This window comes from Neobacillus bataviensis (assembly GCF_019969725.1).
In genome coordinates, this window is sequence record NZ_JAHXYW010000003.1 from 339,193 (window position 1) to 360,314 (window position 21,122).

16 protein-coding genes are annotated in these 21,122 nt (G+C 40.4%); 3 read left to right on the forward strand and 13 right to left on the reverse strand.

The window, feature by feature from the left end:
• Window positions 1-117: 117 nt before the first annotated feature.
• A complete protein-coding gene (locus tag LC455_RS10065) occupies window positions 118-2,394 on the reverse strand; it encodes an ATP-dependent DNA helicase (RefSeq protein WP_223590405.1) in 2,277 nt (758 codons plus the stop codon).
• A gap of 127 nt (window positions 2,395-2,521) precedes the next feature.
• On the opposite strand from LC455_RS10065, the gene LC455_RS10070 reads away from it, so the two are divergent.
• Complete coding sequence (locus LC455_RS10070; RefSeq protein ID WP_223590406.1) at window positions 2,522-3,253, forward strand: YqcI/YcgG family protein; 732 nt, start codon at window positions 2,522-2,524, stop codon at window positions 3,251-3,253.
• A gap of 22 nt (window positions 3,254-3,275) precedes the next feature.
• On the opposite strand, the gene LC455_RS10075 is transcribed toward LC455_RS10070, so the two are convergent.
• The 3 genes from LC455_RS10075 to wrbA form a co-directional block, all read right to left on the reverse strand.
• Window positions 3,276-4,517 carry a glutamate-5-semialdehyde dehydrogenase gene (locus tag LC455_RS10075; protein WP_223590409.1) on the reverse strand — a complete coding sequence of 414 codons (1,242 nt, stop codon included), beginning with the start codon at window positions 4,515-4,517 and terminating at the stop codon, window positions 3,276-3,278.
• Between the two features lie 7 nt (window positions 4,518-4,524).
• The gene (proB, locus tag LC455_RS10080; RefSeq protein WP_223590412.1) at window positions 4,525-5,637 is read right to left on the reverse strand and encodes a glutamate 5-kinase; all 1,113 of its coding nucleotides are present in this window, start codon (window positions 5,635-5,637) and stop codon (window positions 4,525-4,527) included.
• 619 nt (window positions 5,638-6,256) lie between these two features.
• Window positions 6,257-6,868, reverse strand: coding sequence for an NAD(P)H:quinone oxidoreductase (wrbA, locus tag LC455_RS10085; protein WP_223590414.1), 612 nt, complete (start codon window positions 6,866-6,868; stop codon window positions 6,257-6,259).
• Window positions 6,869-7,034: 166 nt separating this feature from the next.
• Between wrbA and LC455_RS10090 the strand changes: the two genes are divergently transcribed.
• On the forward strand, window positions 7,035-8,270 hold the full coding sequence (locus LC455_RS10090) for an MFS transporter (RefSeq protein ID WP_223590416.1): 1,236 nt from the start codon (window positions 7,035-7,037) through the stop codon (window positions 8,268-8,270).
• A gap of 41 nt (window positions 8,271-8,311) precedes the next feature.
• Here the strand turns inward: LC455_RS10090 and LC455_RS10095 are convergent, their stop codons facing one another.
• From LC455_RS10095 to LC455_RS10135, 9 genes are read right to left on the reverse strand one after another with little or no spacing between them, the layout of a single operon-like run.
• The gene (locus tag LC455_RS10095; RefSeq protein WP_223590418.1) at window positions 8,312-10,042 is read right to left on the reverse strand and encodes an AMP-binding protein; all 1,731 of its coding nucleotides are present in this window, start codon (window positions 10,040-10,042) and stop codon (window positions 8,312-8,314) included.
• Window positions 10,043-10,080: 38 nt separating this feature from the next.
• Window positions 10,081-11,637 (reverse strand): acyl-CoA carboxylase subunit beta, encoded by a 1,557-nt coding sequence (locus tag LC455_RS10100; protein WP_223590420.1) that lies wholly within the window; start codon window positions 11,635-11,637, stop codon window positions 10,081-10,083.
• Window positions 11,638-11,676: 39 nt separating this feature from the next.
• Entirely contained in the window at window positions 11,677-12,639 is a 963-nt protein-coding gene (locus LC455_RS10105; protein WP_223590423.1) for an ABC transporter ATP-binding protein, read from the reverse strand.
• Window positions 12,632-13,645 (reverse strand): ABC transporter ATP-binding protein, encoded by a 1,014-nt coding sequence (locus LC455_RS10110; protein ID WP_223590426.1) that lies wholly within the window; start codon window positions 13,643-13,645, stop codon window positions 12,632-12,634. Before LC455_RS10110 ends, LC455_RS10105 begins: the two co-directional genes overlap by 8 nt.
• Before the next feature lie 12 nt (window positions 13,646-13,657).
• A complete protein-coding gene (locus LC455_RS10115; RefSeq protein ID WP_223590429.1) occupies window positions 13,658-14,497 on the reverse strand; it encodes an ABC transporter permease in 840 nt (279 codons plus the stop codon).
• A gap of 15 nt (window positions 14,498-14,512) precedes the next feature.
• Entirely contained in the window at window positions 14,513-15,460 is a 948-nt protein-coding gene (locus tag LC455_RS10120) for an ABC transporter permease (protein ID WP_223590431.1), read from the reverse strand.
• A 27-nt stretch (window positions 15,461-15,487) separates the two neighbouring features.
• A complete protein-coding gene (locus LC455_RS10125) occupies window positions 15,488-17,053 on the reverse strand; it encodes an ABC transporter substrate-binding protein (protein ID WP_223590434.1) in 1,566 nt (521 codons plus the stop codon).
• Window positions 17,040-18,683: an AMP-binding protein gene (locus LC455_RS10130; protein WP_223590437.1), complete on the reverse strand. Its 1,644-nt coding sequence runs from the start codon at window positions 18,681-18,683 to the stop codon at window positions 17,040-17,042. Before LC455_RS10130 ends, LC455_RS10125 begins: the two co-directional genes overlap by 14 nt.
• Window positions 18,670-18,882, reverse strand: a complete 213-nt coding sequence (locus LC455_RS10135) for an acetyl-CoA carboxylase biotin carboxyl carrier protein subunit (RefSeq protein WP_223590439.1) — start codon at window positions 18,880-18,882, stop codon at window positions 18,670-18,672. The genes LC455_RS10130 and LC455_RS10135 overlap by 14 nt, the downstream gene beginning before the upstream one ends.
• A 193-nt stretch (window positions 18,883-19,075) precedes the next feature.
• On the opposite strand from LC455_RS10135, the gene LC455_RS10140 reads away from it, so the two are divergent.
• Window positions 19,076-21,115 carry a helix-turn-helix domain-containing protein gene (locus LC455_RS10140; RefSeq protein WP_223590440.1) on the forward strand — a complete coding sequence of 680 codons (2,040 nt, stop codon included), beginning with the start codon at window positions 19,076-19,078 and terminating at the stop codon, window positions 21,113-21,115.
• Window positions 21,116-21,122 lie beyond the last annotated feature (7 nt).

A 21,122-nucleotide genomic window follows, 5' to 3' on the forward strand; every position in this document is an offset into this window, starting at 1 on the left:
CAAAGATTCCGATTTTGTCACCTTATTTACAAAAATAATTAAGAATTATTTTAAAAAACGTGACCCCTGTCCAAGCAAGAAAAAAAAAGCACGCTGCCAATTCAGGCAAAACGTACTTTAAATAATTGTATACTCCCTCCATTCTTGGGGCAGGAGATTATAATATTGGGGTTGTAAAAAGCGATCATCAGCTAAAATGATCGTACCATGGTCGTCTTCCGAGCGAATTAATCTTCCTCCAGCCTGCAACACCTTGTTCATTCCAGGATAAACATAGGCATAGTCATACCCATTTTTTCCTTGCGTGTTAAAATAATCCTTAATTAGATTCCGTTCAAAACATACCTGCGGCAATCCAACACCGACAACCACTACACCATTTAAACGATCGCCTATTAAGTCGACTCCCTCGGAAAAAATCCCGCCAAGGACCGCAAAACCAAGCAAAGTTTCTTTTTGATTTGGGGTAAATGCCTCTAAAAAAGCTTCTCTTTCTTCTTCGCTCATTCCTGCTTCTTGTAAAAGAGTATTCGTATCAGGATCTGCCAGTTTAAACTCCTCAAAAACAGAACGTAAATATTGGTGGGACGGGAAAAAAATTAAATAATTGCCTGGCCGGTTTTTAATAAATGATTGGAGCATTTTCACTAACGGTTCCTTCGTCCGCTCTCGGTCTCGGTAACGTGTGGATACTGGCTTGATAAGAATGTCCACCTGTTCTTTTTTAAAAGGCGAAGGGATTGATAAGAAGTAATCTTCTTCCTGCCCGCCAAGGATATCCTGGTAATAGGGAAGTGGCGATAAAGTAGCTGAAAAGAAAACTTTAGAGCGATACCCTTTTCCCATTTGCTTAAGCAATTTTGAAGGATCCATGCAAAAAAGCTTCACAATTAAATCCGTTTTCTGCTTTTCGCCATAAATCTTATAATGTTCGTCGAGAAGGTCTGCAATTTTTAAAAAGTTGTTTACCTTGAAATAGGCTTCCAATAGATGATTAGATGCTCCAGTTTTTAAAAGATCTTCTGCTGCATCCAAAAATTGGACAAGCTGAAGATATAGGTTTTCATCCAGTCCTCGAATAGAAAACTCATTTTGATTGGTATGTTCTTTTTTTATCGAAATAAACCAGGAATTCAGCCTGCTGGCCGCCTCATAAATCTCTTTGTTTACACCTTTGTAGTCTTTTTTTAATTGGAGAAACATCTCTTTGTTGATGAAAGCTGAAAACATTTCCCGCCCGCGATCTACTAAATTATGAGATTCATCGATTAGTAAGGCTGTCGACTTTTTCTGTTCCTCAAAAAGCCGCTTTAACGAAACTTGAGGGTCGAATATATAATTGTAGTCACAAATAATCGCATCGACCGCATATGCCAGGTCAATTGAAAATTCAAAAGGACAGACTTTATGTTTTCTAGAATAAGTTTCAATTACAGCTCTTGTCATACTTTGTTCATTCGCTAATATATCGAGGATGGCATCATTTATCCGATCATAATAGCCATCTGCAAATTCACAATGTTCTTTTTGACAAATGGTTTCCTCTTTAAAGCACATCTTATCTTTCGCTGTGATAGTGACCGTTTTCAAACAAAGGCCGCTAGTTCGCATTCTAGAGAAGGCATCTTCGGCAGTGGTTCGAGTAATAGTTTTGGCAGTAAGATAGAAAACACGGTTTAAGTGGCCTTCCCCCATCGCCTTTACTGCCGGGTATAAGGTGGAAATGGTCTTACCAATTCCTGTTGGAGCTTTCGCAAATAAATTTTTCCCTTCAGAAATCGTTTTATAAACAGCACCGGCCAATTTCCGCTGACCTTCACGATATGTAGGAAATGGAAAGCTCATTTCCTTACAGCTTACGTTTCGTTTTTCACGATGCTGTACTTGCAGCTTAGCATATGGTGCATATCCTTTGAGACAATCGAAAACAAATCGCTCGAGTTCTTCAAAAGTAAAGGTCTTTTTTATGTATTTTTTCTCTTCTGATTCGACATGAACATAAGTTAGCTGAACATTTATCTCAGGTAATTGGTGGTCCCTGGAATAAATATAGGCATACATTTTTGCCTGCGCCCAGTGAACTGGATATCCCTCTCCTTCAAGGGAGTGAAGCGTCTGGGAAAATGACTTGATTTCATCTATTGTCACTTCTCCCTCTTTGAATAAAAGCCCATCACATCTGCCATCTATAATGAAGGAAAGGTCCTCAAATGGAATTTCAATTCGGAGATATACTTCCTTTTGATCTCTCTCTTGATAGGTTTTTTGAATTTTTTGATGAATTCTTGTTCCATCTAGCAATGTCGCTTGTGATCGAAAACGAGAATCGATACTGCCGCTGCTGTACACATATTCAACAAGTGTCCTAACTGATATTTGAACATCTTTTTTCACTAAATCACCAACTCGAAATAAGAATACATGTTTGTATTTTTATTTTAACAGAAATAAACATAAAAAGTTGAATTTCTCACCGTCATTTTTAATTTTTCATATCTTGAGATTGAGAGGTGGGAGCTTAGTGAGTATCTATACAAAAGAAACGCTTCAGCAAATGGCTTTAGAACATTGGCAAAAGGATGCAATCGAAAAATTTGAAGCAAAAATGACGGATAAATCCAAACCCTTCCCTTGTATTCCTGCCACCCAAGGGTACCAACTCCATCATTTTCGCTATGGTTTCGTAAGCAATTACAACGCAAAACAACTTGCCATTATGCTTGAAGACTATTCAAACTGCTATCAAGAGCTGGGTGCCTTTACATCCTTAATTATTTTTTTTGAACCATTATGCGAATTACCTGAAAAGACCTCAGTTGAAAAATATGAGCAGCTATTTTGGGAACAGCTAAATGATCTTCATGCTTTGGATCAAAGGAAATGGCCAAATCATATACCTCTAAGTGCTCATAATTCATTATGGGAATTCTGCTTTCATGGTGAACAATATTTTATGTTTTGTGCAACACCTTCCCATAAAAATAGATTCAGCCGGCATTTCCCATATTTCATGCTTGCGATTACCCCGCGTTTTGTACTTGAACAATTTTCTTCTAATGAAGCAAAGGCAGCTAAAATCAAAGCATCGATTCGGAAACGTCTATCAGAATATGATTCTATTGCCATACACCCTAATTTAAATACTTATGGAAAGAACGATAACTATGAATGGAAGCAATATTTCTTGCACGATGATGATACATCTTTATCCCAATGTCCCTTCCATTCAGTAAAAAAAACAAGTAAGGACTAACATAGAGCCCTTACTTGTTCTATTATATTCTAATTTGCCCTGTTCCCTGCACAATCGCCTTGGTTGTCGTGATTGCCTTAAGTCCCATTGGGCCGCGGGCATGCAGCTTTTGTGTACTGATGCCAATCTCAGCGCCATATCCGAACTGTTCCCCATCGGTAAACCTTGTAGAGGCATTATGATACAAGACGGCCGCATCTACAGCCTGGAAAAATAAACGGACATTTTGCTCGTTTTCACTAATAATTGCTTCTGAGTGTTTTGTACCATACTGATCGATGTGGTCAATGGCTTCGTTTATATCACTCACTATTTTTATTGCCAGTACTGGCGCTAAGAATTCTATTTGCCAATCTTCTTCATTCGCCAAACTGACAAACGAATATTTGGAAACTAATTCTTGATCGCCCCGCAGCTCGACCTCTTTTTCATGCAACATATTTATTAATTCAGAAATATATGGCCAATCTTTTTGAATGAGAAGAGTTTCCGCTGCGTTACAAACAGATGGCCGGTGTAATTTCGCGTTTAAGGTTATCTCAGTCGCCATTTTTTCTTGTGCTGATTCATCTATAAAAACATGGCAGTTACCAACACCTGTTTCTAACACAGGAACCGTGGCATTTTGGATAACCGATTGAATTAACCCTGCTCCTCCGCGGGGAATAAGAACATCCAAGTATTGGTTTAACTTAAACATTTCGGAAGCAGTTTCGCGGCTTGTATCTTCTAAAAGATGAACAGCGTCTTCAGGAATCGCTGTTTTAGCAAGTGCTTCCCGCATTACTTGCACAAGCGCCATATTGGAATGGAGGGCAGAAGAACTTCCTCTTAACAGAACCGCATTTCCGGCTTTTAAGCATAAGGTTGCGGCATCAACGGTCACATTGGGACGTGCTTCATACACCATGCCAATTACACCAAGCGGGACTCTTACTGTTTGAATATGCAAGCCGTTCGGTCTTTCCCAAGCCTCGGTGATCTCCCCGATGGGATCATCCAGTTTAATGACCTGATGGATGCCTTCAACGATTTGATCAATTCGCTCATCCGTTAACAATAAGCGGTCTAATAATGATGCCGAAATTCCATTTTCTTTACCGGCTGAAATATCCTTTTGGTTCGCTATTAAAATGCGTTCTTTTTCCATTAAAATTTGATCTGCCAGTTTGGCCAGCGCTCGATTTTTTTCTTCGCTGGTAATCATTCCTAATTTCTTGGAAGCTACTTTTAATTTTTTTGCTTTTAATAACAATTCGCTCATTGAACGTTCACTCCTTTGGCATAATGACCCAATTATCGCGATGGATCACTTCTGCATGTTGATTTATCGAATAAACCTTGGATTGTTCACTTGGTAATCCCTTAACTTTAAGCAGGTCTTGAGAGGAATAATATACTTGCCCTTTCCCGACAATTTTTCCTTTTGGGTTGCGTACTTCCACCACATCCAGGGCATTAAATTCACCTGTTACATTCGTTACCCCTACAGGCAATAAGCTTTTCCCTCTTTGTACAATGGCCCGCTCTGCTCCTTCATCAATTTCGATGACCCCTCCAACTTGGGAATGATAGGCTATCCATTGTTTTCTCATTTGCATCTGTGTTTGGAAGGGTCCGCCGATATACGTTCCGTCGCCTTTGCCAGCAAGGATATCTACCAATTTTTCCTTCCCTGCCCCCGTTCCTACAAAAACACTGACACCAAGTGATAATGCTTTTTTTGCTGCTAACAGCTTTGATCTCATTCCACCGGTACCAACCATCGAACCGCTTTCACCTGCGATTCCCATAAGTTGTTCCGATACTTCCGGGATGAAATGATATTTTTTTGCTTCTTTCGATACTTTTGGATTACCATCATAAAGTCCATTTACATCGGTTAAGATTATGAGGGCATTTGCATGTAAAAAACCACTAACAAGCGCCGAGAGCATATCATTGTCTCCGAAGGTCAGTTCTTCAATCGATACCGAATCATTCTCATTTATGATTGGAATGACCCCCCTTTGGAGAAGCTCCTGTATCGTATTGAAAAGATTATGGAACCTTATTTGACTATAGAAGTCCTCTCGAGTTAATAAGATTTGCCCTGGAACAATATTAAACTCTTTAAATAGTTGAATATAATTTTGCATTAAGAGTGCTTGCCCGACAGCAGCTGCGGCTTGCTTCCCTGCAGTTGTTTTCGGACGGACTGAATATCCTAGTGATCCAAATCCAGCGGCCACGGCACCTGAGGAAATTAGGATGACATCATGCCCCTGCTTTTTTAATAGTGACAATGCCTCAACATGATCACGGATTTTTTCCTCTGATATCGCTCCAGAGGCATTTGTTAACGAGCTGCTTCCAATCTTGACAACTACCAGCTGTTTTTTCATCGTACTAACCCTCTTTTTTTAAAATTAAGCACCAAATTTAATTGGAATTTTATCTAGATTCCACGCTCATTGAAGACAGTTTTACTAGATTTATAGCTAGTTTTGTCTTCAATCGGACTTATTGAGGACCTTTCCGCTAGTTTTCTAACTAGCTTTGTCCTTAATCAGGCTTATTGAGGACATTTCCACTAGTTTTCTAACCAGTTTTGTCCTTAATCCCGAGAATTATTGTCATGGACACTCTTTCAGTTAACGCCTAAAAAATAAAAAACGACTCTCCTGTCCTAAATTAAAGGACGGAAAAGTCGTTTCCGCGGTACCACCTTCATTGATGCAGAGCATAAAGCTCGCATCCACTTTCAACCCGTAACGTGGGGCACGGCTTATGTTTTCATAAGCAGCTTTACAAGGGCAGGTTCAATCCTCTTTCAATGAGAAACCTTTCAGCCGGTGGGTTTCACTCTCTATCACTTTCCAAAGATTTACTAGTCCCTTACCATTTCCAGTTTAATTTTCTTTGATTATCCTTAGAAATGGCCAAAATGTCAATAGAATTTTTAGAAAATTTAGTTTAAAATAAAAAGAACCAACTGGAAATATCCAGTCAGTTCAAACGTTACTATTGATTTGCTTTTTTCACCCATTCTGCAACCGTAACGGTCCGTTTAGCCTGATGCTTTACAGCAGCTTGTACATCTTCTACCATGTTACCGCTCTGATCAACCGTTACACTTGTTCCATAAGGATTGCCTCCAGAACCGAATATAACCGGATCGGTATATCCTGGCGCTGCGACTATCGCACCCCAGTGGTACATTGTCGTATATAAGGAAAGAATGGTTGCTTCCTGTCCGCCATGAGAGTTTTGTGCAGAAGACATCGCACTAACCACTTTGTTCACGAGTTTTCCGTTAAACCAAAGCCCGCCAGTTGTATCTAAAAACTGCTTCATTTGCGACGGCATATTCCCAAAACGGGTTGGAACACTGAAGATAATGGCATCGGCCCACTCTAAATCTTCCAATTTAACTTCCGGGACATTGGCGGTTGCTTCAACATGCGCTTTCCATACAGGATTACCTTCAATAACTGATTGAGGCGCTAACTCAGGAACCTTTAATACCTTTACTTCAGCACCAGCTTCTTTAGCGCCCTCTTCAGCCCATCTTGATAACTGATGATTCGTTCCGCCCATGCTGTAATAAATAACGGCTAATTTAACATTTGTCATTGTTATTTCTCCTTAGAAGATGAATTGAAAGATCAAACATAAAAATTTTCTCCATAATTATCATTACTTATTCGTAAAAGCATCAGCCAAAACAGAATTTTCGTAACCCGAAAGGAATATGATGGTAAAAATGAATTTTTATACTTTATTAAAGGGAGAGACGGGAATGGAAACCAAAAGCCATAAAAGATTATGGGGTTATGCCATAATTGGAATGTTAACCACAATGGTCGTATTAGCATTTGCAAGACTTTCCTATGGAGTTATCCTTCCTTTTATGAGAGATGGTCTTCAAATCTCTTATAAAGAGGCTGGGTACCTTGGAACTACTACTTCATTAGGGTATTTAAGCACTATCATCTTTGCAGGAATCCTTGCGTCTAAATGGGGTAGTAAAAGGACCGTTTTACTAGGAATTTCTCTCGTTACATTTGGACTAGCAGGTTTATCCTTCACTTTTTCCTATCCAGTGACCTTTATATTTATGCTCCTCCTGGGTGTTGGAACTTCCTTTACTTATACACCTTTTATCTCCTTGCTCGTAGCTTGGTTTCCGCGGCGAAAGGGATTTGTCATCGGTCTTACCACCAGCGGCGCTGGAATTGGGATTCTTCTTGCAGGAATCATCGTCCCCTACCTAAGCAGTATCAATGATGCAACCGGCTGGAGAATCGCCTGGGGAATATTCGCTTTTATTGGACTGGTAGTCGTAATTTTAACACTGCTATTTATAAAAAATCCTCCCGTGGAAAACTCAGACAGTCCAAATCGACAGCAATCTTCTACCAAAGAAATTTATAAAAATCCAAAAGTAATTAATGTCGGTCTTATTTATGGAATAATCGGGATTACCTACATAGTCCAAATGATCTTTGTCATGAGTTACATGATTGAATCAGGTATAGGTGTAAAATTTGCCGGGCAATTAATGTCCTTGAATGGGATCTTATCCATTTTTAGCGGGCCCATTTGGGGATTTATTTCTGATAAAATCGGACGCCGGACATCCTTAATATTAACGATGGGTCTGACCGCTGTTTCAATGCTTCTTCCGATTATCTTTCCAACAGTCATTGGTTTTACCATTCATATCGTTATATTAAGCTGTACATCTACGGGATTATTTACCTTAACGCAAGCTTCTAGCATGGATCATGTCAGACCTGCAGACATGCCTGTCGCGTTTAGTTATGTCACCTCCTATTTTGCTGTTGGGCAATTTATTGGGCCGGCAATCGCCGGCTGGCTGATAGAGGATTGGGGTGGGTTTAAAAGTGCATTCCTTTTTTGTTCCATCTGTTTGCTTTTAGGTTTAGGTTTAACACTTAAAGTTAAGAACTCTGTTCAAAATCAACATGCCAAAACAAACATAAAAACCGAATTAAATGAAGAAGTATTATAAAAAAAGGAGAGTACTAGATATGAAACTAGCACTCTCCTTTTTTACACTTTTTCTGTTTCAAATTCTTTTATTAGTTCCTGGCGAATTTTATATTTCTCAATTTTATTAGTTGGAGTCCGAGGCAGGTCAATGGTAAACCGGATATACTTTGGCCACATGTATTTAGGCATTTTATCTTTCACCCATTCCCGTAACTCTTCCTCGTTTAAAGCGGCTCCGTTTTTCTTAACGACATAAACTGCGACATCATCTTCCTCTCCAACTTCTGCTGGGACAGGGAAAGCAGCACATAGGTCAATATCAGGATGACCGTTAATGATATCCTCTAATTGATACGAAGAAATCTTTTCTCCTCGGCACCGGATGACACTGCCAAGCCTGTCAACAAAATAGTAAAATCCATCCTCTCCAAGGTAACCGGCATCACCACTGTGAAACCATAGATTCTTAAAGGCCTTATTTGTTGATTCAGGTTTATTAAAATATTCTGTTAATACGAGGTGAGGCAACCGCGGCCGAAAAGCAATCTGACCTACCTGCCCGACAGGAAGTTCAATGTCATTTTCATCTAATACTTTCACTTCAAAATAAAAGGTGGGTTTCCCCATGAAGCCTTTTTTCAAGTCCTGCTCCCCATTAATGATGGGAATATTCAACTTATCACAGACCTCGATAATTTCCTGTCTGGAAAGACCTTTATATAATTCCTTCGGGGTCCCTTCACCCTCTTTTGTTTCAAGAATGACACTGGCAAGTGGATTCCCCGATTCCGTTTGCCCAAATCCGGCGGTCACATAATCAAATCCAAATCGCTTTGCTACCTCATGATGATATTTGGGAAGCGGCTGCATATGAACTTTATTAATGGTATTCAATCTATCGTCTTTTGACGGTTTGGCATTCATTAGCCAAGGAATCATCACATCTAGTAAAATTGCCGCAGTGGATCCGCTTTTTTCAATCCGCATCCAAAATTGATTAGGACTAAATTTATCCCATAATGCAACCGTACATCCCGTATAGGCTGCTCTCGCAACATTGGCAAACGCTCCACCCACATGATATAGAGGCAGATCATTATATACCACATCTTCAGGTGACATACATGCCCTCATTCGTAGGGTATATCCATTTATCCAGCGATGCGATTGGACCACTCCTTTTGCTGGCCCTGTCGTTCCAGAAGTATAAATAATATTCGCTGTATCCCAATAGTTCAATTCAAGGTCGAGGTTTTTGGTCTCCTCCTGTAAAAACCGATCGAAGGAGATTTCGTTATAGTTTAAATCCAGAGAAATTTCAGCAGTTTCTGCAATATAATCATGATCTCCCTCTTGGGGATTATAAACAGCCGCGCACAAATGGCCTACTTCGGAGGCAATTTCATTTAAAATGGGCACCATGGACCGCTCGGTAAAAAGCAGCTTTGGTTTTGTATCATTTAACTGATAACTAAGAAGTTTACCGCGATAATTAAAATTAATCGGACTAAATATCCCTCCGCATTTCCAGATTCCAAACATAACCATAGTAGTTATTAATGGGTTCTTTAAAAAGACAGATACACGGTCTCCTTTCTGGACTCCTTTAATTTTTAATGAATGTCCAATACTATTCGTCATTTCATTAAACTTTTGATAAGTGATTTGTTTATCAGCTTCTCCATAGTATATAAAAGTTTTCTCTCCTGCTACCTTCGCCCAATGCTCAAGGCATTTAGAAACGACTTCCTCCTTAGAAGAAAGCTCCTTTAACAAATCCTCCTGTTTCATCGAAAGTCTCCTTCCTTTTATGAATAATTATGAAAAAATCATGGCCGCATTCCATGTCGTGAAACGCCTAACTGTTGCGGGAGAAGTTCGTATGCATCTTTCACCCATTCACAGAGCAATGGACGGGTATCACGGGGATCAATAATTTCTTCAATGCCAAAAGCCTCTGCCGTTCGAAATGGAGATCTGACTGATTCCATTTTTTCTAGTAATTCTTTTAATAGTGCTTCTGGATTGTCACAAGCCTCAAGTTCACGACGATAAGCAACATGAACACCCCCTTCAACCGGAAGTGAACCCCAATCTCCTGAAGGCCAAGCATACCTCAGGTTCAACCCATGACCGTTTGACATTCCTGCACCGCCTACACCAAACACTCTTCGCATAATGATTTCAACCATTGGAACAGATGCTTGATAGATAGCGGAGATGGCACGCACACCTTTTCGGATGGTTCCCTTCTTCTCTGAAGGAAGTCCAATAACCATGCCAGGCTGGTCAACCATATTCACAATTGGTAAATGGAAGGTTTGACACAGGTCGACAAAACGCTCTATTTTCTCAGAACTCTCTGCTGTCAGTCCGCCGCCATTTACAAATGGATCGCTTGCTAATACTCCAACTGGATAACCATCAAGCCGAGCAAAACAGGTAAGGGTCCCTCCTCCGTAGAATCGTCCCATCTCGAAAATGGACTCTACATCAAATATCATGGTGAGAAGTTCACGAATTTTATAAGGTGCTCTTCTATTTTTAGGTATAATTGAAATCAAACGGTCATCCCTTCTGCCAGGATCATCCTCAGCTGGTTCCACTTGCGGCAGCTGCCAAACACTTGATGGTAAATAGGAAAGGAATGTACGGATTTGTTCAAAAGCATCTTCTTCTGATTTGGCTATATTATCTACCGCCCCACTAGTGCGGTGAACCTGCACCCCTCCAAGTTCTTCTTTTGTTAAATCCTGCCCCATACCAAATTTTACAACTGGAGGTCCAGCTACAAATAGTTGGGAAGTCTCTTCCACCATCACAGAAAAATGGGACGCGGCAACCCTTGCAGCACCCAGTCCGGCAACGGAGCCTAGGCAGGCTGCAACAACAGGGACCCGTTCCATATTGGCAACGACTAAATCCCATGCAGGGTTTACAGGAACATATGTATGTCCCTCTAAATCTAGGAATTTTACACTTCCACCGCCACCAGTACCATCCACTAACCGAATGATTGGCACCTGAAGGTCATGAGCCATTTGCTCTGCGTAGATCTGTTTGCCGCGGATCGCTCCATCCGCCGCACCGCCTCGAACAGTAAAATCATCCCCGCCTACAACTACCTTGCGGCCTTTAATTCGCCCTGTCCCTAGGATAAAATTTGCTGGTGTAAATTCTATTAAATTCCCATTTTCATCATATTTGGTCTTTCCAGCGATTGCCCCGCGTTCATGAAAGGTGTCATGATCAAGGAGTTTCTCAATTCTCTCACGTACCGTCAGTTTGCCTTGGGATATATGTTTCGAGACTCTTTCTTCTCCTCCCATTTGGCGTGCTAAAGCTTTCCGAAGGTGCAATTCTTTAATTTCCGGTTCCCATGTCACTAGATTTCCTCCTTAAACTGTTTTTTAAATCTATTATTCTTAATAAAAGCACGCTGTCCATCTTCTTTCCGCCGCTTCTATAAGAGGAGGTTCTTCCCGTTGACAGCGCTCTGTAGCTATAGGACACCGAGTATGAAAGCGGCAGCCACTTGGAGGATTGACTGGACTTGGGAGATCCCCGCTTAGAAGTATACGCTCTCGGTCACGCATCGTTGGATCAGGCTCTGGGACTGCAGAAATCAATGCTTTGGTATAAGGGTGCAGCGGGTTCTCAAATAATGAATCCGTTTCGGAAATTTCGACCACTTTTCCTAAATACATCACCACAATACGATCACTGATATGCTTTACTGCCTGAAGACCATGAGCAATAAAAATATAAGATAAACCCAAATCTTCTTGGATATCTTTCAGGAGATTTAAAATTTGAGCTTGAATGGATACATCAAGGGCGGAAACAGGTTCATCGCATACGATCAGCCTGGGGTTTAATGCCAATGCTCTAGCTATGCCAATTCTTTGACGCTGCCCGCCGGAAAATTCTTCTGGATAACGCGCGCCATGTACAGTTCTCAGTCCTACACGTTCTAATAATTCATCTACCCGTTTTTTCCGCTCCTTACTGGTCCCAATCTTATGCAGAACTAAGGGTTCTGCAATGATATCGGCAACACTCATTCTCGGATTCAGAGATGCATACGGATCCTGAAAGATCATTTGAATTTTTTTCCCTAAATCCCGCTTACTACGTCCTTTTGATAAAAGTGAGCTGCCTTCAAAATGAACCTCCCCATCCGTTGGTTCAAGCAGCCCAACGACCATCCGGCCCAAGGTAGATTTTCCGCATCCGGATTCACCAACAAGTCCAAGAGTTTCTCCTTGTTTCACTTCAAGGTTAATCCCATCAACCGCTTTTAACCATTTGGTTTTCTTTCCAAATAATCCACTGCCAATGGGATAATATTTTTTCACATTTTTAATGGAAACCAATGGTTCAAGCATGCTTTGTCACCTCTTCGATTGGCCTTTCCTGTAGATTCCAGCAAGCTGCCCTTCTTTGTGGTCCAATATTCTCCAGGTATGGAGTATTACTACTACATTGATCGTTTGCCTGACTACAGCGTGAATAGAAATTGCAGCCACCTGTCAGCTCTAAGGGGCCAGGAACGGTACCGGGAATGGCATTTAAGCGTTTTTCCGATTTTCCTCTTAACTTTGGAACACTTGCTAACAAGCCTTTAGTATAGGGATGCTTTGGTTCCTGGAAAATCGAATAGACGTCGCCTTCTTCTACAATTTTCCCGCAGTACATGACAAGAACCCGATCTGCCATTTCCGCTACAACCCCTAAATCGTGAGTAATCAGAAGAATGGATACACCTGTTTCTCTCTGAAGTGATTTCATGACATTCAGAATTTGGGCTTGAATGGTCACATCTAATGCTGTGGTGGGTTCATCGGCAATCAACAGAGATGGATTGCAGGCAAGAGCCATTGCAATCATAATCCTTTGCCGCATCCCTCCTGATAACTGATGGGGATAATCTTTTAGCCTGCTTTCAGCGTCAGGAATCCCTACCTTATTTAACAAATTGATGACAGTTTGCTGCGCTGTTTTGTAACTAACCCCTTGGTGGAGTTGGATTGGTTCTGCGATTTGTTTTCCGATTGGATGTAAAGGGTTTAAGGAAGATAGCGGATCTTGGAAAATCATTGAAATTTCATTGCCGCGAATTTTCTTCATTTGCCTCTTTTTCATCGTAATTAAATTATGGCCTTTAAACGAGATGATGCTTTCTTTGCCATAAGTGATGGTAGGAGCATTCAGTCCCATAATCGATAACGCGGTTACACTTTTACCGCTGCCAGATTCCCCCACCAATGCAACAATTTCACCTTTTCCAATTTTAAAAGAAATATCATTAACCGCTTTAACAACCCCTCCAGTTGAAGGGAAATACGATCTAAGATTACTTACTTCCAAAAGTGGTTCAAACTGTTTACTCAAACCGCTTCCCTCCTAAGTTCGCTTGATTTTTGGATCAACGGCTATTCTTAAACCATCTCCGAAAAAGTTACCGGCTAAGACTGAAAGTAAGATTGCCGCTCCAGGGAAAATCATCATAAATGGATTGACAAAAATCATACTGTAGGCTTGATGAAGCATGCCTCCCCAACTAATTTGCGGTGACTGTGCCCCCATTCCAAGAAAACTCAATGATGCCTCCACCAAAATCGCCAAACTAAAACTGAAAGATGCTTGAACAATGATCGGAGAGGCGATATTGGGAAGGATATGCCGATACATGATCCACAAAGGACCAGCCCCAGAAATCTTTGCCGCTTCCACATATGGTTCACGCCGGACTTGAAGGGTTTGTCCTCTTGCCAGTCTGGCAAATTGCGGAGTGAAGATGATTCCAATCGCGATCATCGCGTTCCATAGGTTAACCCCTAAGGCACCTGTAATTCCCAATGCGAGAAGAATTGCAGGAAAAGATAAAATCGCATCAATAACCCTCATGAAAAGATCATCGACGATGCCCCCAAGATACCCTGAAATAATTCCCAAGGGAACTCCAATAAAAAGAGGAATTAGGATTGCGATAAGTCCTGCTTGTATGGCTGCCTGTGATCCAAGAAGCAATCTTGTAAAAATGTCCCTTCCCAGTTCATCTGTTCCAAACCAGTGCGAGCCATTTGGTGCAATCATCACTTGGTTCAAATCCTGTGCTTCTGGGTCAAAAGGGACAATGTATCGGGCAAAAACAGCAACTAGGACTAAAATGACCAAATAGATCAAACTAACGAATGCCAAGCGTTCACGTTTTACCCTTTGTAAAATAATTCGAAACTGCATGTTGTGCCCTCCTTCTTAATCAAATTCAATTCGAGGATCCAAAATGCTATAGAGTACATCGGTAACAAAGTTAATGATGAGGACCATCACTACCATTACCAAGACGACTCCTTGTAGCATCGGAAAATCCCTTTGCAGTATTGAATTGACTGCCAGCTGCCCCATTCCAGGAATGGCGAAAACGCTTTCGATCACAACCGTTGCACCAAGCATATTCCCAAATAGAAGTCCCGCCGTTGTTACGACAGGTAAAAAGGCATTTCTAAGTCCATGCTTCCAAATAACTGGCCATAATGATAATCCTTTGGAATAAGCAGTACGAATATAATCTGAATCCATACTCTCAAGCAGTGAAGATCGTAATTGTCGTGTGATTTGCGCCGCGCCAAATGCACCTAAGCAAAAGGCTGGGAGAAGAACACTTTGTAAAAAACTGCCCGTATTTTCAAAAATACTAACAAATCCTGTAGCAGGTAGCCATCCCAGTTTGACACTAAATAGGGCTACCAGCAGCATCGCTAACCAAAAATTTGGAATAGCTGTCCCCAGCGTGCCGAAAAACCTGGCCACATAATCCATCCAACTATTCGGCTTTAAAATAGAGGTAATAGCAAAAAACATCCCTATCAGAAAGGAAATAATCATCGCAGAAATAACAAGCTGAATCGTAATGCCCAGTCTTGAAAACACTGCATTACTGACAATTTCCCCTGTAAAAAGGGATCTCCCTAAATCTCCCTGTAAAGCATGTAATAGCCAATTCCCATACTGAATGAGCACAGGTTGATCCAGGCCCAGTTGACTTCTCAACTGGGCCAGTTTTTCTGCGGTTGCATTATCTCCAAGAAGCGCAAGAGCAGGATCACCCGGTATAATCAAGATTAGGGAAAAGACCACCAAAGTCGTTACAATTAACATGGGTATGACATATATCAGGCGGCGTAACAAAAATTTATAAAACATTGGCTCTCTCCCTTCCTATCCTCTTTATTATTGTTCCAGCCACAAGTAGGAGAACTTTGGTTTCCCTAGTAATGTTCCTTCAAAGCCCTTAACCTTTGGCGACATGGCCGCAGTAGAAGGAGTAAACATAATAGGAATCGTCATCGCTTCTTCTGCCATCGCAATCTCATTTATTTCGCCATATAACTTTGCTCGCTCTTTTTGATCATATGAAGCTGCTGCCTTTGAAATCAATTCTTCTTTTTTAGCTGTTGTCTCCCCGCCAACATTGTAGAAACCTTTTCCACCAAGGAATAAACTAATTGTTTGTTGGGGGTCGGGGCGTCCTGTCCATGCCGTAAGATTTGCCGGCAACTGCTTTTCATTAAAATAAAGAGCTACTCCTTTTGTGAGTTCCATTGGCAGTAAGTTAATCGTAAAGCCCGCCTCCTTGACTTGCCCTTTTATGGCTTCCGCCAATCTTTGATAGAATGGTGCTGTTGGCACGAACATGTCAAATTTGACATTTTCAACTCCTGCCTGTTTCAATAATTCCTTTGATTTTTCAGGTTCATAGTTAATTTTCATATCAGGACTTGCTGCCCAATAATCATTTGGAAATGTTTGATTAGCCGACTCGCCTTCCCCAAAAGTTAAAGCTTTTACAAGGGCATCACGATCGATGGCATATTGAAGCGCCTGCCTGACTTCCTTCTTATCAAATGGGGCCATTTTGGTATTTAAATAAATATTATAGAACGCTACCTTCATTTTTGAATCTAACACTATATTCTTATCATTCTTTAAAACTTGACTATTGTCAGGTGATACATTCCAATAGAATTGAATCTGACCTGATTTAAGTGCATTTAATCTTGTATTTTCATCAGGCATAATTTTAGCTGTTATTTTATCAAGGTATGGCAGTCCTTTTTGCCAGTAATCCCTATTCGCTTCAAACTGAATTTCTCCGTTTCGTACCCATTTGACCATCTTATAGGGACCTGTCCCCACTGGTTTTTGGCTGAAGTCAGCACCAAATTTTTGGACTGCTGCAGGCGAAACCATCATCCCTGAACGATCAGATAAAGCGAGGATAATGGAGGAATCTGGCTGTTTTAAATGTAATTTCACTGTTTGTGGATCGACAACCACTACAGATTCTACATTAGATAAATCGGATACTTTTGATTCTTTCGATCTTACTCGTTCAAGGTTAAATTTAACGGCATCTGCATTAAATGGGGTTCCATCATGGAAGTTTACCCCTTTTCTTAAGTGTAGAATGATGGTTTTATCATCCGGGGTGTCCCATGATTCCGCAAGGCCAGGTTGAGGTTCAAGATTCGCATTATAGTTTACTAATGTGTCATAAACTGGATACAGCAGCGGATGATCGTTCCCGGAATTGCCAAGGATGGGATCGTAGTTACTCACATCAGAGTCATAGGCAACAACAAGGCTGCCTCCTTTCCTCGGTTCGCTGTTTTTTGGGTTTTCTGCCGTCTGGCCTGCTGTATTTTTACCAGCGGTAGAACTGTTATTGGAGCAGCCAGCCACTAACAATAATGTGGCTATTAGGACAACGGATAAGACTTTGTTAATTTTTCTCATGGACAACCTCCTTATAATTTGCCTTCTCTTTTTCTTCATCTGCAAGCAGCCTTCGAAGCAATTTGCCGGTCCCGGTAACTGGCAGGCTCTCCCTGAATTCAACATAACGGGGATATTTATAAGCTGCCATTTTTTCCTTGCTCCATCGGATAATCTCCTCTTCCGTAATCCTAGTTTGGAATTCCGGTTTAATCACCACAAAAGCCTTTACTGATTCTCCCCGAACGGAATCTGGCACACCAATCACAGCTGCTTGGGAGATGGCAGGATGGTTCATCAGCATAATTTCAACATCTTCAGGAAATACACTGTATCCAGAACACTTGATCATTTCTTTTATACGGCCGAGAAAAAATAAATATCCCTCTTGATCCAACTTGCCAATGTCACCTGTATAGACCCATCCATTGCGAAGCGTTTGGGCTGTTGCTTCCGGTTTATTCAAATATCCTTTAAAAACACCGGGATTTTTTACAATAATTTCTCCCTCTTCCCCAATTGGAACCTCCCTCCGCGGCTCATCAATAGACATGATTTTTATTTCTGTTTCCAATACGGGCTTGCCGGTAGTACCAAATTTGACAGCTCCTTCGGACATCAGCGTATCGGCCGTATGGGTTTCACTTAGCCCGTATGCAGATTCAAATAATCCTACACCTGTCAGCTCCATCCATTGATTCGAAATTTCCTCCGTTAATGGAATGCCAAAGCTGGTGCATGCATTTAATCTAAGAGAACGAAAGTTAACCTTATTGGCATCCGGATGCTTCATAATGGCTATATTCATAGGAACAACAGTCTGAGCTACTGTGACCTGGTACCGCTCGATAACATCCATTGCCGATTCTGGAGTAAAACGATTAAGTAAGACCAGGGTACCACCAGTAAAAATGACGACATTCATGCCTAACATGCCGGCAATATGGCAAATTGGCATAATGGATAATGATATATCCTGTGCAGTTGTATTCCTTGTTTGGGCAACACAAAATGATTTATATAATGCATTTCGATATGTCAGCATCGCCCCTTTCGGCTGTCCAGTCGATCCGGACGTATAGACAATAAGAGAAACATCATTTTCCACATCAAGCTCTATTCTTGGAGGGTTTGCCATTTTTGATTGAAAAATCTGTATTAAATCGATGCAATCCGCTAAGCTTTTCTTTGGGGGTATTTTTTCTGGAAACTCTGGCTGTGGAATTTCTGGAAGAAAATCTATGTAGCTCGTCGTAATAACCAATTCAATCGAAGAATGATTTCGAACCTGGTCTACAATGGGGTGCAATTGTTCCAAGGCAACGATTGCTTTTGCTCCTAAATCATTCACTTCATAGGCCAATTCCCACTCCTTAAACATGGGACTGCACGGACCTACAATTGCTCCAATTTTCTGAATTCCAAAATGACAAATAATATATTGAGGACAATTGGGTAAAAAAAGCGCAACCTTGTCTCCCTTTTTAATTCCACTGGAATGAAGAAACATCGCGAAACGATCTGATAAATCATCCAGTTCCTGATAGGTAATCGTTTTTCCATAAAAGATTATCGCTTCTTTATTTGGTGTGATTCGTGCATAATAGCGAAGATACTCATGCAGCGGCTGGTTAACATTATTCCAACTCAATAATGATATCCCCCTCATTAACAAATTCTCCTTCTCTTACTTTCACATCCTTTATTACTGCTTTTGACTCAACTGTTATCGGAATCTCCATCTTCATTGACTCAAGAATAACTACTTCATCACCAGACTCAACAATATCACCTGTCTTTACCAACAATTTGAAAACATTGCCCGCCATACAGGATGAGATATGTCCCAACCTTTCCACTCCCTCTCGACATTAATGAAATGATTTTTCTTTCCAAAAAGTAAGCGTTTACAACATCATGCAACTATTTCTGAAAATTCTGTATTTACAGAAAGTATATGAAATTGATAAAATGAAAACAATGTTGATTCTCATAGCTTTTCTTCTAATAAACTATGGAAGTTCACAGTGAGGTGATAAATCGATGCTAAATCTTGCACAGCTCCGATCCTTTTTTATCCAAAATCTCGGAATTTCATGTTATGAGATTTGGTTTTATACACCTGTAGAACATCGATGGATTTTAACAGATAGACAGGGTATTCGTGCTTTTCCTTCCCCAACCACCAAAAAGGGGATTCAACCGTCCAGCTTGGACAACCCCCAATTGTTAACACTCGATTATCCACATGACTATAGGGTTACTATCCTCTATACTGAAACAACTACGCCATTAGAAAAGGGTAATATTAACCTTTTATACCACCTGATGTATCCCTTTTACACTGATCTCTTGATGAAAAGAAAAGGAATAGAATTAGAAAAGCTGATCGAGGGTGTGCAAAACATAACGGTTTCACTAGACCTTGATGAATTATTGGCGAAAATTTTAGATAACGTAGCCGCTGTAATTCCCGGATCGGAAGCCTGTGTTTTTTGGATGTATAGTCCGGCATTAGACCGTTTAGTATGTAAAGCCTATAGAGGATGGAAAAAAGAAATAGAAAAAGTGCGATATAAAATTGGAGAGTCCGTAACAGGCAAAACATTTCTCGATGGACAACCAAGAATCTATTATTCATTTCGTGAGGCTAATGAAGCGATGGAAGGAACATCTGACGAAAATTACAAATATTTAAAGCATGCCTTTCACAATCACAGGGTAAAAGTATCTGTCACCATTCCGATAAAATTTCGGGATGAAATTATTGGAGTTTTAAGCATTCATCAAGATGACCGCGAACGGAATCTTACTGATTGGGATTTTCAACTTTTACAAGGATTAGCTGCACAAATTGCGATTGCAATGGAAAATGCACGGTTGTTTACGGAAATTAAACGAAAGAATCAAGTCCTAGTCAAACGAAACGAAGTCGATTCTACACTTTCACAGCTCTCTGTCCAAAATAGAGGAGTTGAAACGATCACTCAAGAATTAAATCGAATGCTTGGTTTGTCATTAATATTTGTGGACATGATCGAAAGTGAACACTTTCCAAAGCAAAAAGAACTTCCTTTTTCGATGGATGAACTAACAAAGCTCCTAACCACCCGAAAAGTCCCCATTTACGTTGAACTTTTCGATCAGGATGAAAAGGCATTTTTCATTTACCCAATTTTAGTTGGATCTGTTTGTAACGGATGTATGATTATTGTTATTAATCGACCATTAACACAGCTGGAACATATCATCATTGATAGAGGGGGAACCGTGCTAGCAATGGAATTAGCCAAAAAGAAGTCCTTGGCAGATATCTATTATAAAAAGACCCATGAATTTTATAATGACTTATTATTAAACGATAACCCTGATTTACTAACCAAAAAAGCAATGAATCTTGGCTTGGATCTTAAATCAAACCTGTTCACGGTTATTATTACAATTGCTAATTTTAAAGATCTTCAAATACTAGATAGCATTGTTCATCGATTTATATCCCGAATTAAACAAGTCCTATTAGATCATAAAAAAATCGTATTTGGTAATCATAACAAAGTTACCATTCTATTCTCTCCCACGAACCCTGCAGACAAACGATCGGTAATGAAAAAATTGGATACTATTTTAAAAGAAAGTGAACTTAACGATCATATCCACCTGTTTGTCGGGGTTGGTTCGGTTTATCAAGGAATTGAATCTGTTGCCAAATCACACAATGAAGCGAACAAAGCCGTCTCATATCTTATCTCACGCCAAAAATCAGGTATGATCCATTTTTCCGATATAGGGATAAACCGCCTGTTTATTAATCAGTCTTCCGAAGAAATTGAAAGGTTCCTTGAAGAAATTTTCACACCTTTGAATTCCATTAAAGGTAATAATAATGATTTAGAAAAGACGCTCATAACCTATATACAAACAAATCGCTCGTCAGCTAAGACAGCTCAGAAGCTGCATATTCATGTAAACACACTTTACTTGAGGCTGAAAAAAATTGAAGAACAATTAGGCATGTCCCTTGAAGAACCTGAGAATTTTTTAAAGGTACAGCTTGCCTGCCATCTGCGTGAATCGTTTTTATAAATTGTCA

Excerpts from the sequence above, each read along its gene's own strand:
- wrbA (WP_223590414.1), bottom strand. The coding sequence starts at position 6,868 with ATGACAAATGTTAAATTAGCCGTTATTTATTACAGCATGGGCGGAACG.
- LC455_RS10090 (WP_223590416.1), top strand. The coding sequence starts at position 7,035 with ATGGAAACCAAAAGCCATAAAAGATTATGGGGTTATGCCATAATTGGA.
- LC455_RS10140 (WP_223590440.1), top strand. The coding sequence starts at position 19,076 with ATGCTAAATCTTGCACAGCTCCGATCCTTTTTTATCCAAAATCTCGGA.
- LC455_RS10120 (WP_223590431.1), bottom strand. The coding sequence starts at position 15,460 with ATGTTTTATAAATTTTTGTTACGCCGCCTGATATATGTCATACCCATG.
- LC455_RS10105 (WP_223590423.1), bottom strand. The coding sequence starts at position 12,639 with ATGCTTGAACCATTGGTTTCCATTAAAAATGTGAAAAAATATTATCCC.
- proB (WP_223590412.1), bottom strand. The coding sequence starts at position 5,637 with ATGAAAAAACAGCTGGTAGTTGTCAAGATTGGAAGCAGCTCGTTAACA.
- LC455_RS10095 (WP_223590418.1), bottom strand. The coding sequence starts at position 10,042 with ATGAAACAGGAGGATTTGTTAAAGGAGCTTTCTTCTAAGGAGGAAGTC.
- LC455_RS10075 (WP_223590409.1), bottom strand. The coding sequence starts at position 4,517 with ATGAGCGAATTGTTATTAAAAGCAAAAAAATTAAAAGTAGCTTCCAAG.
- LC455_RS10125 (WP_223590434.1), bottom strand. The coding sequence starts at position 17,053 with ATGAGAAAAATTAACAAAGTCTTATCCGTTGTCCTAATAGCCACATTA.
- LC455_RS10115 (WP_223590429.1), bottom strand. The coding sequence starts at position 14,497 with ATGCAGTTTCGAATTATTTTACAAAGGGTAAAACGTGAACGCTTGGCA.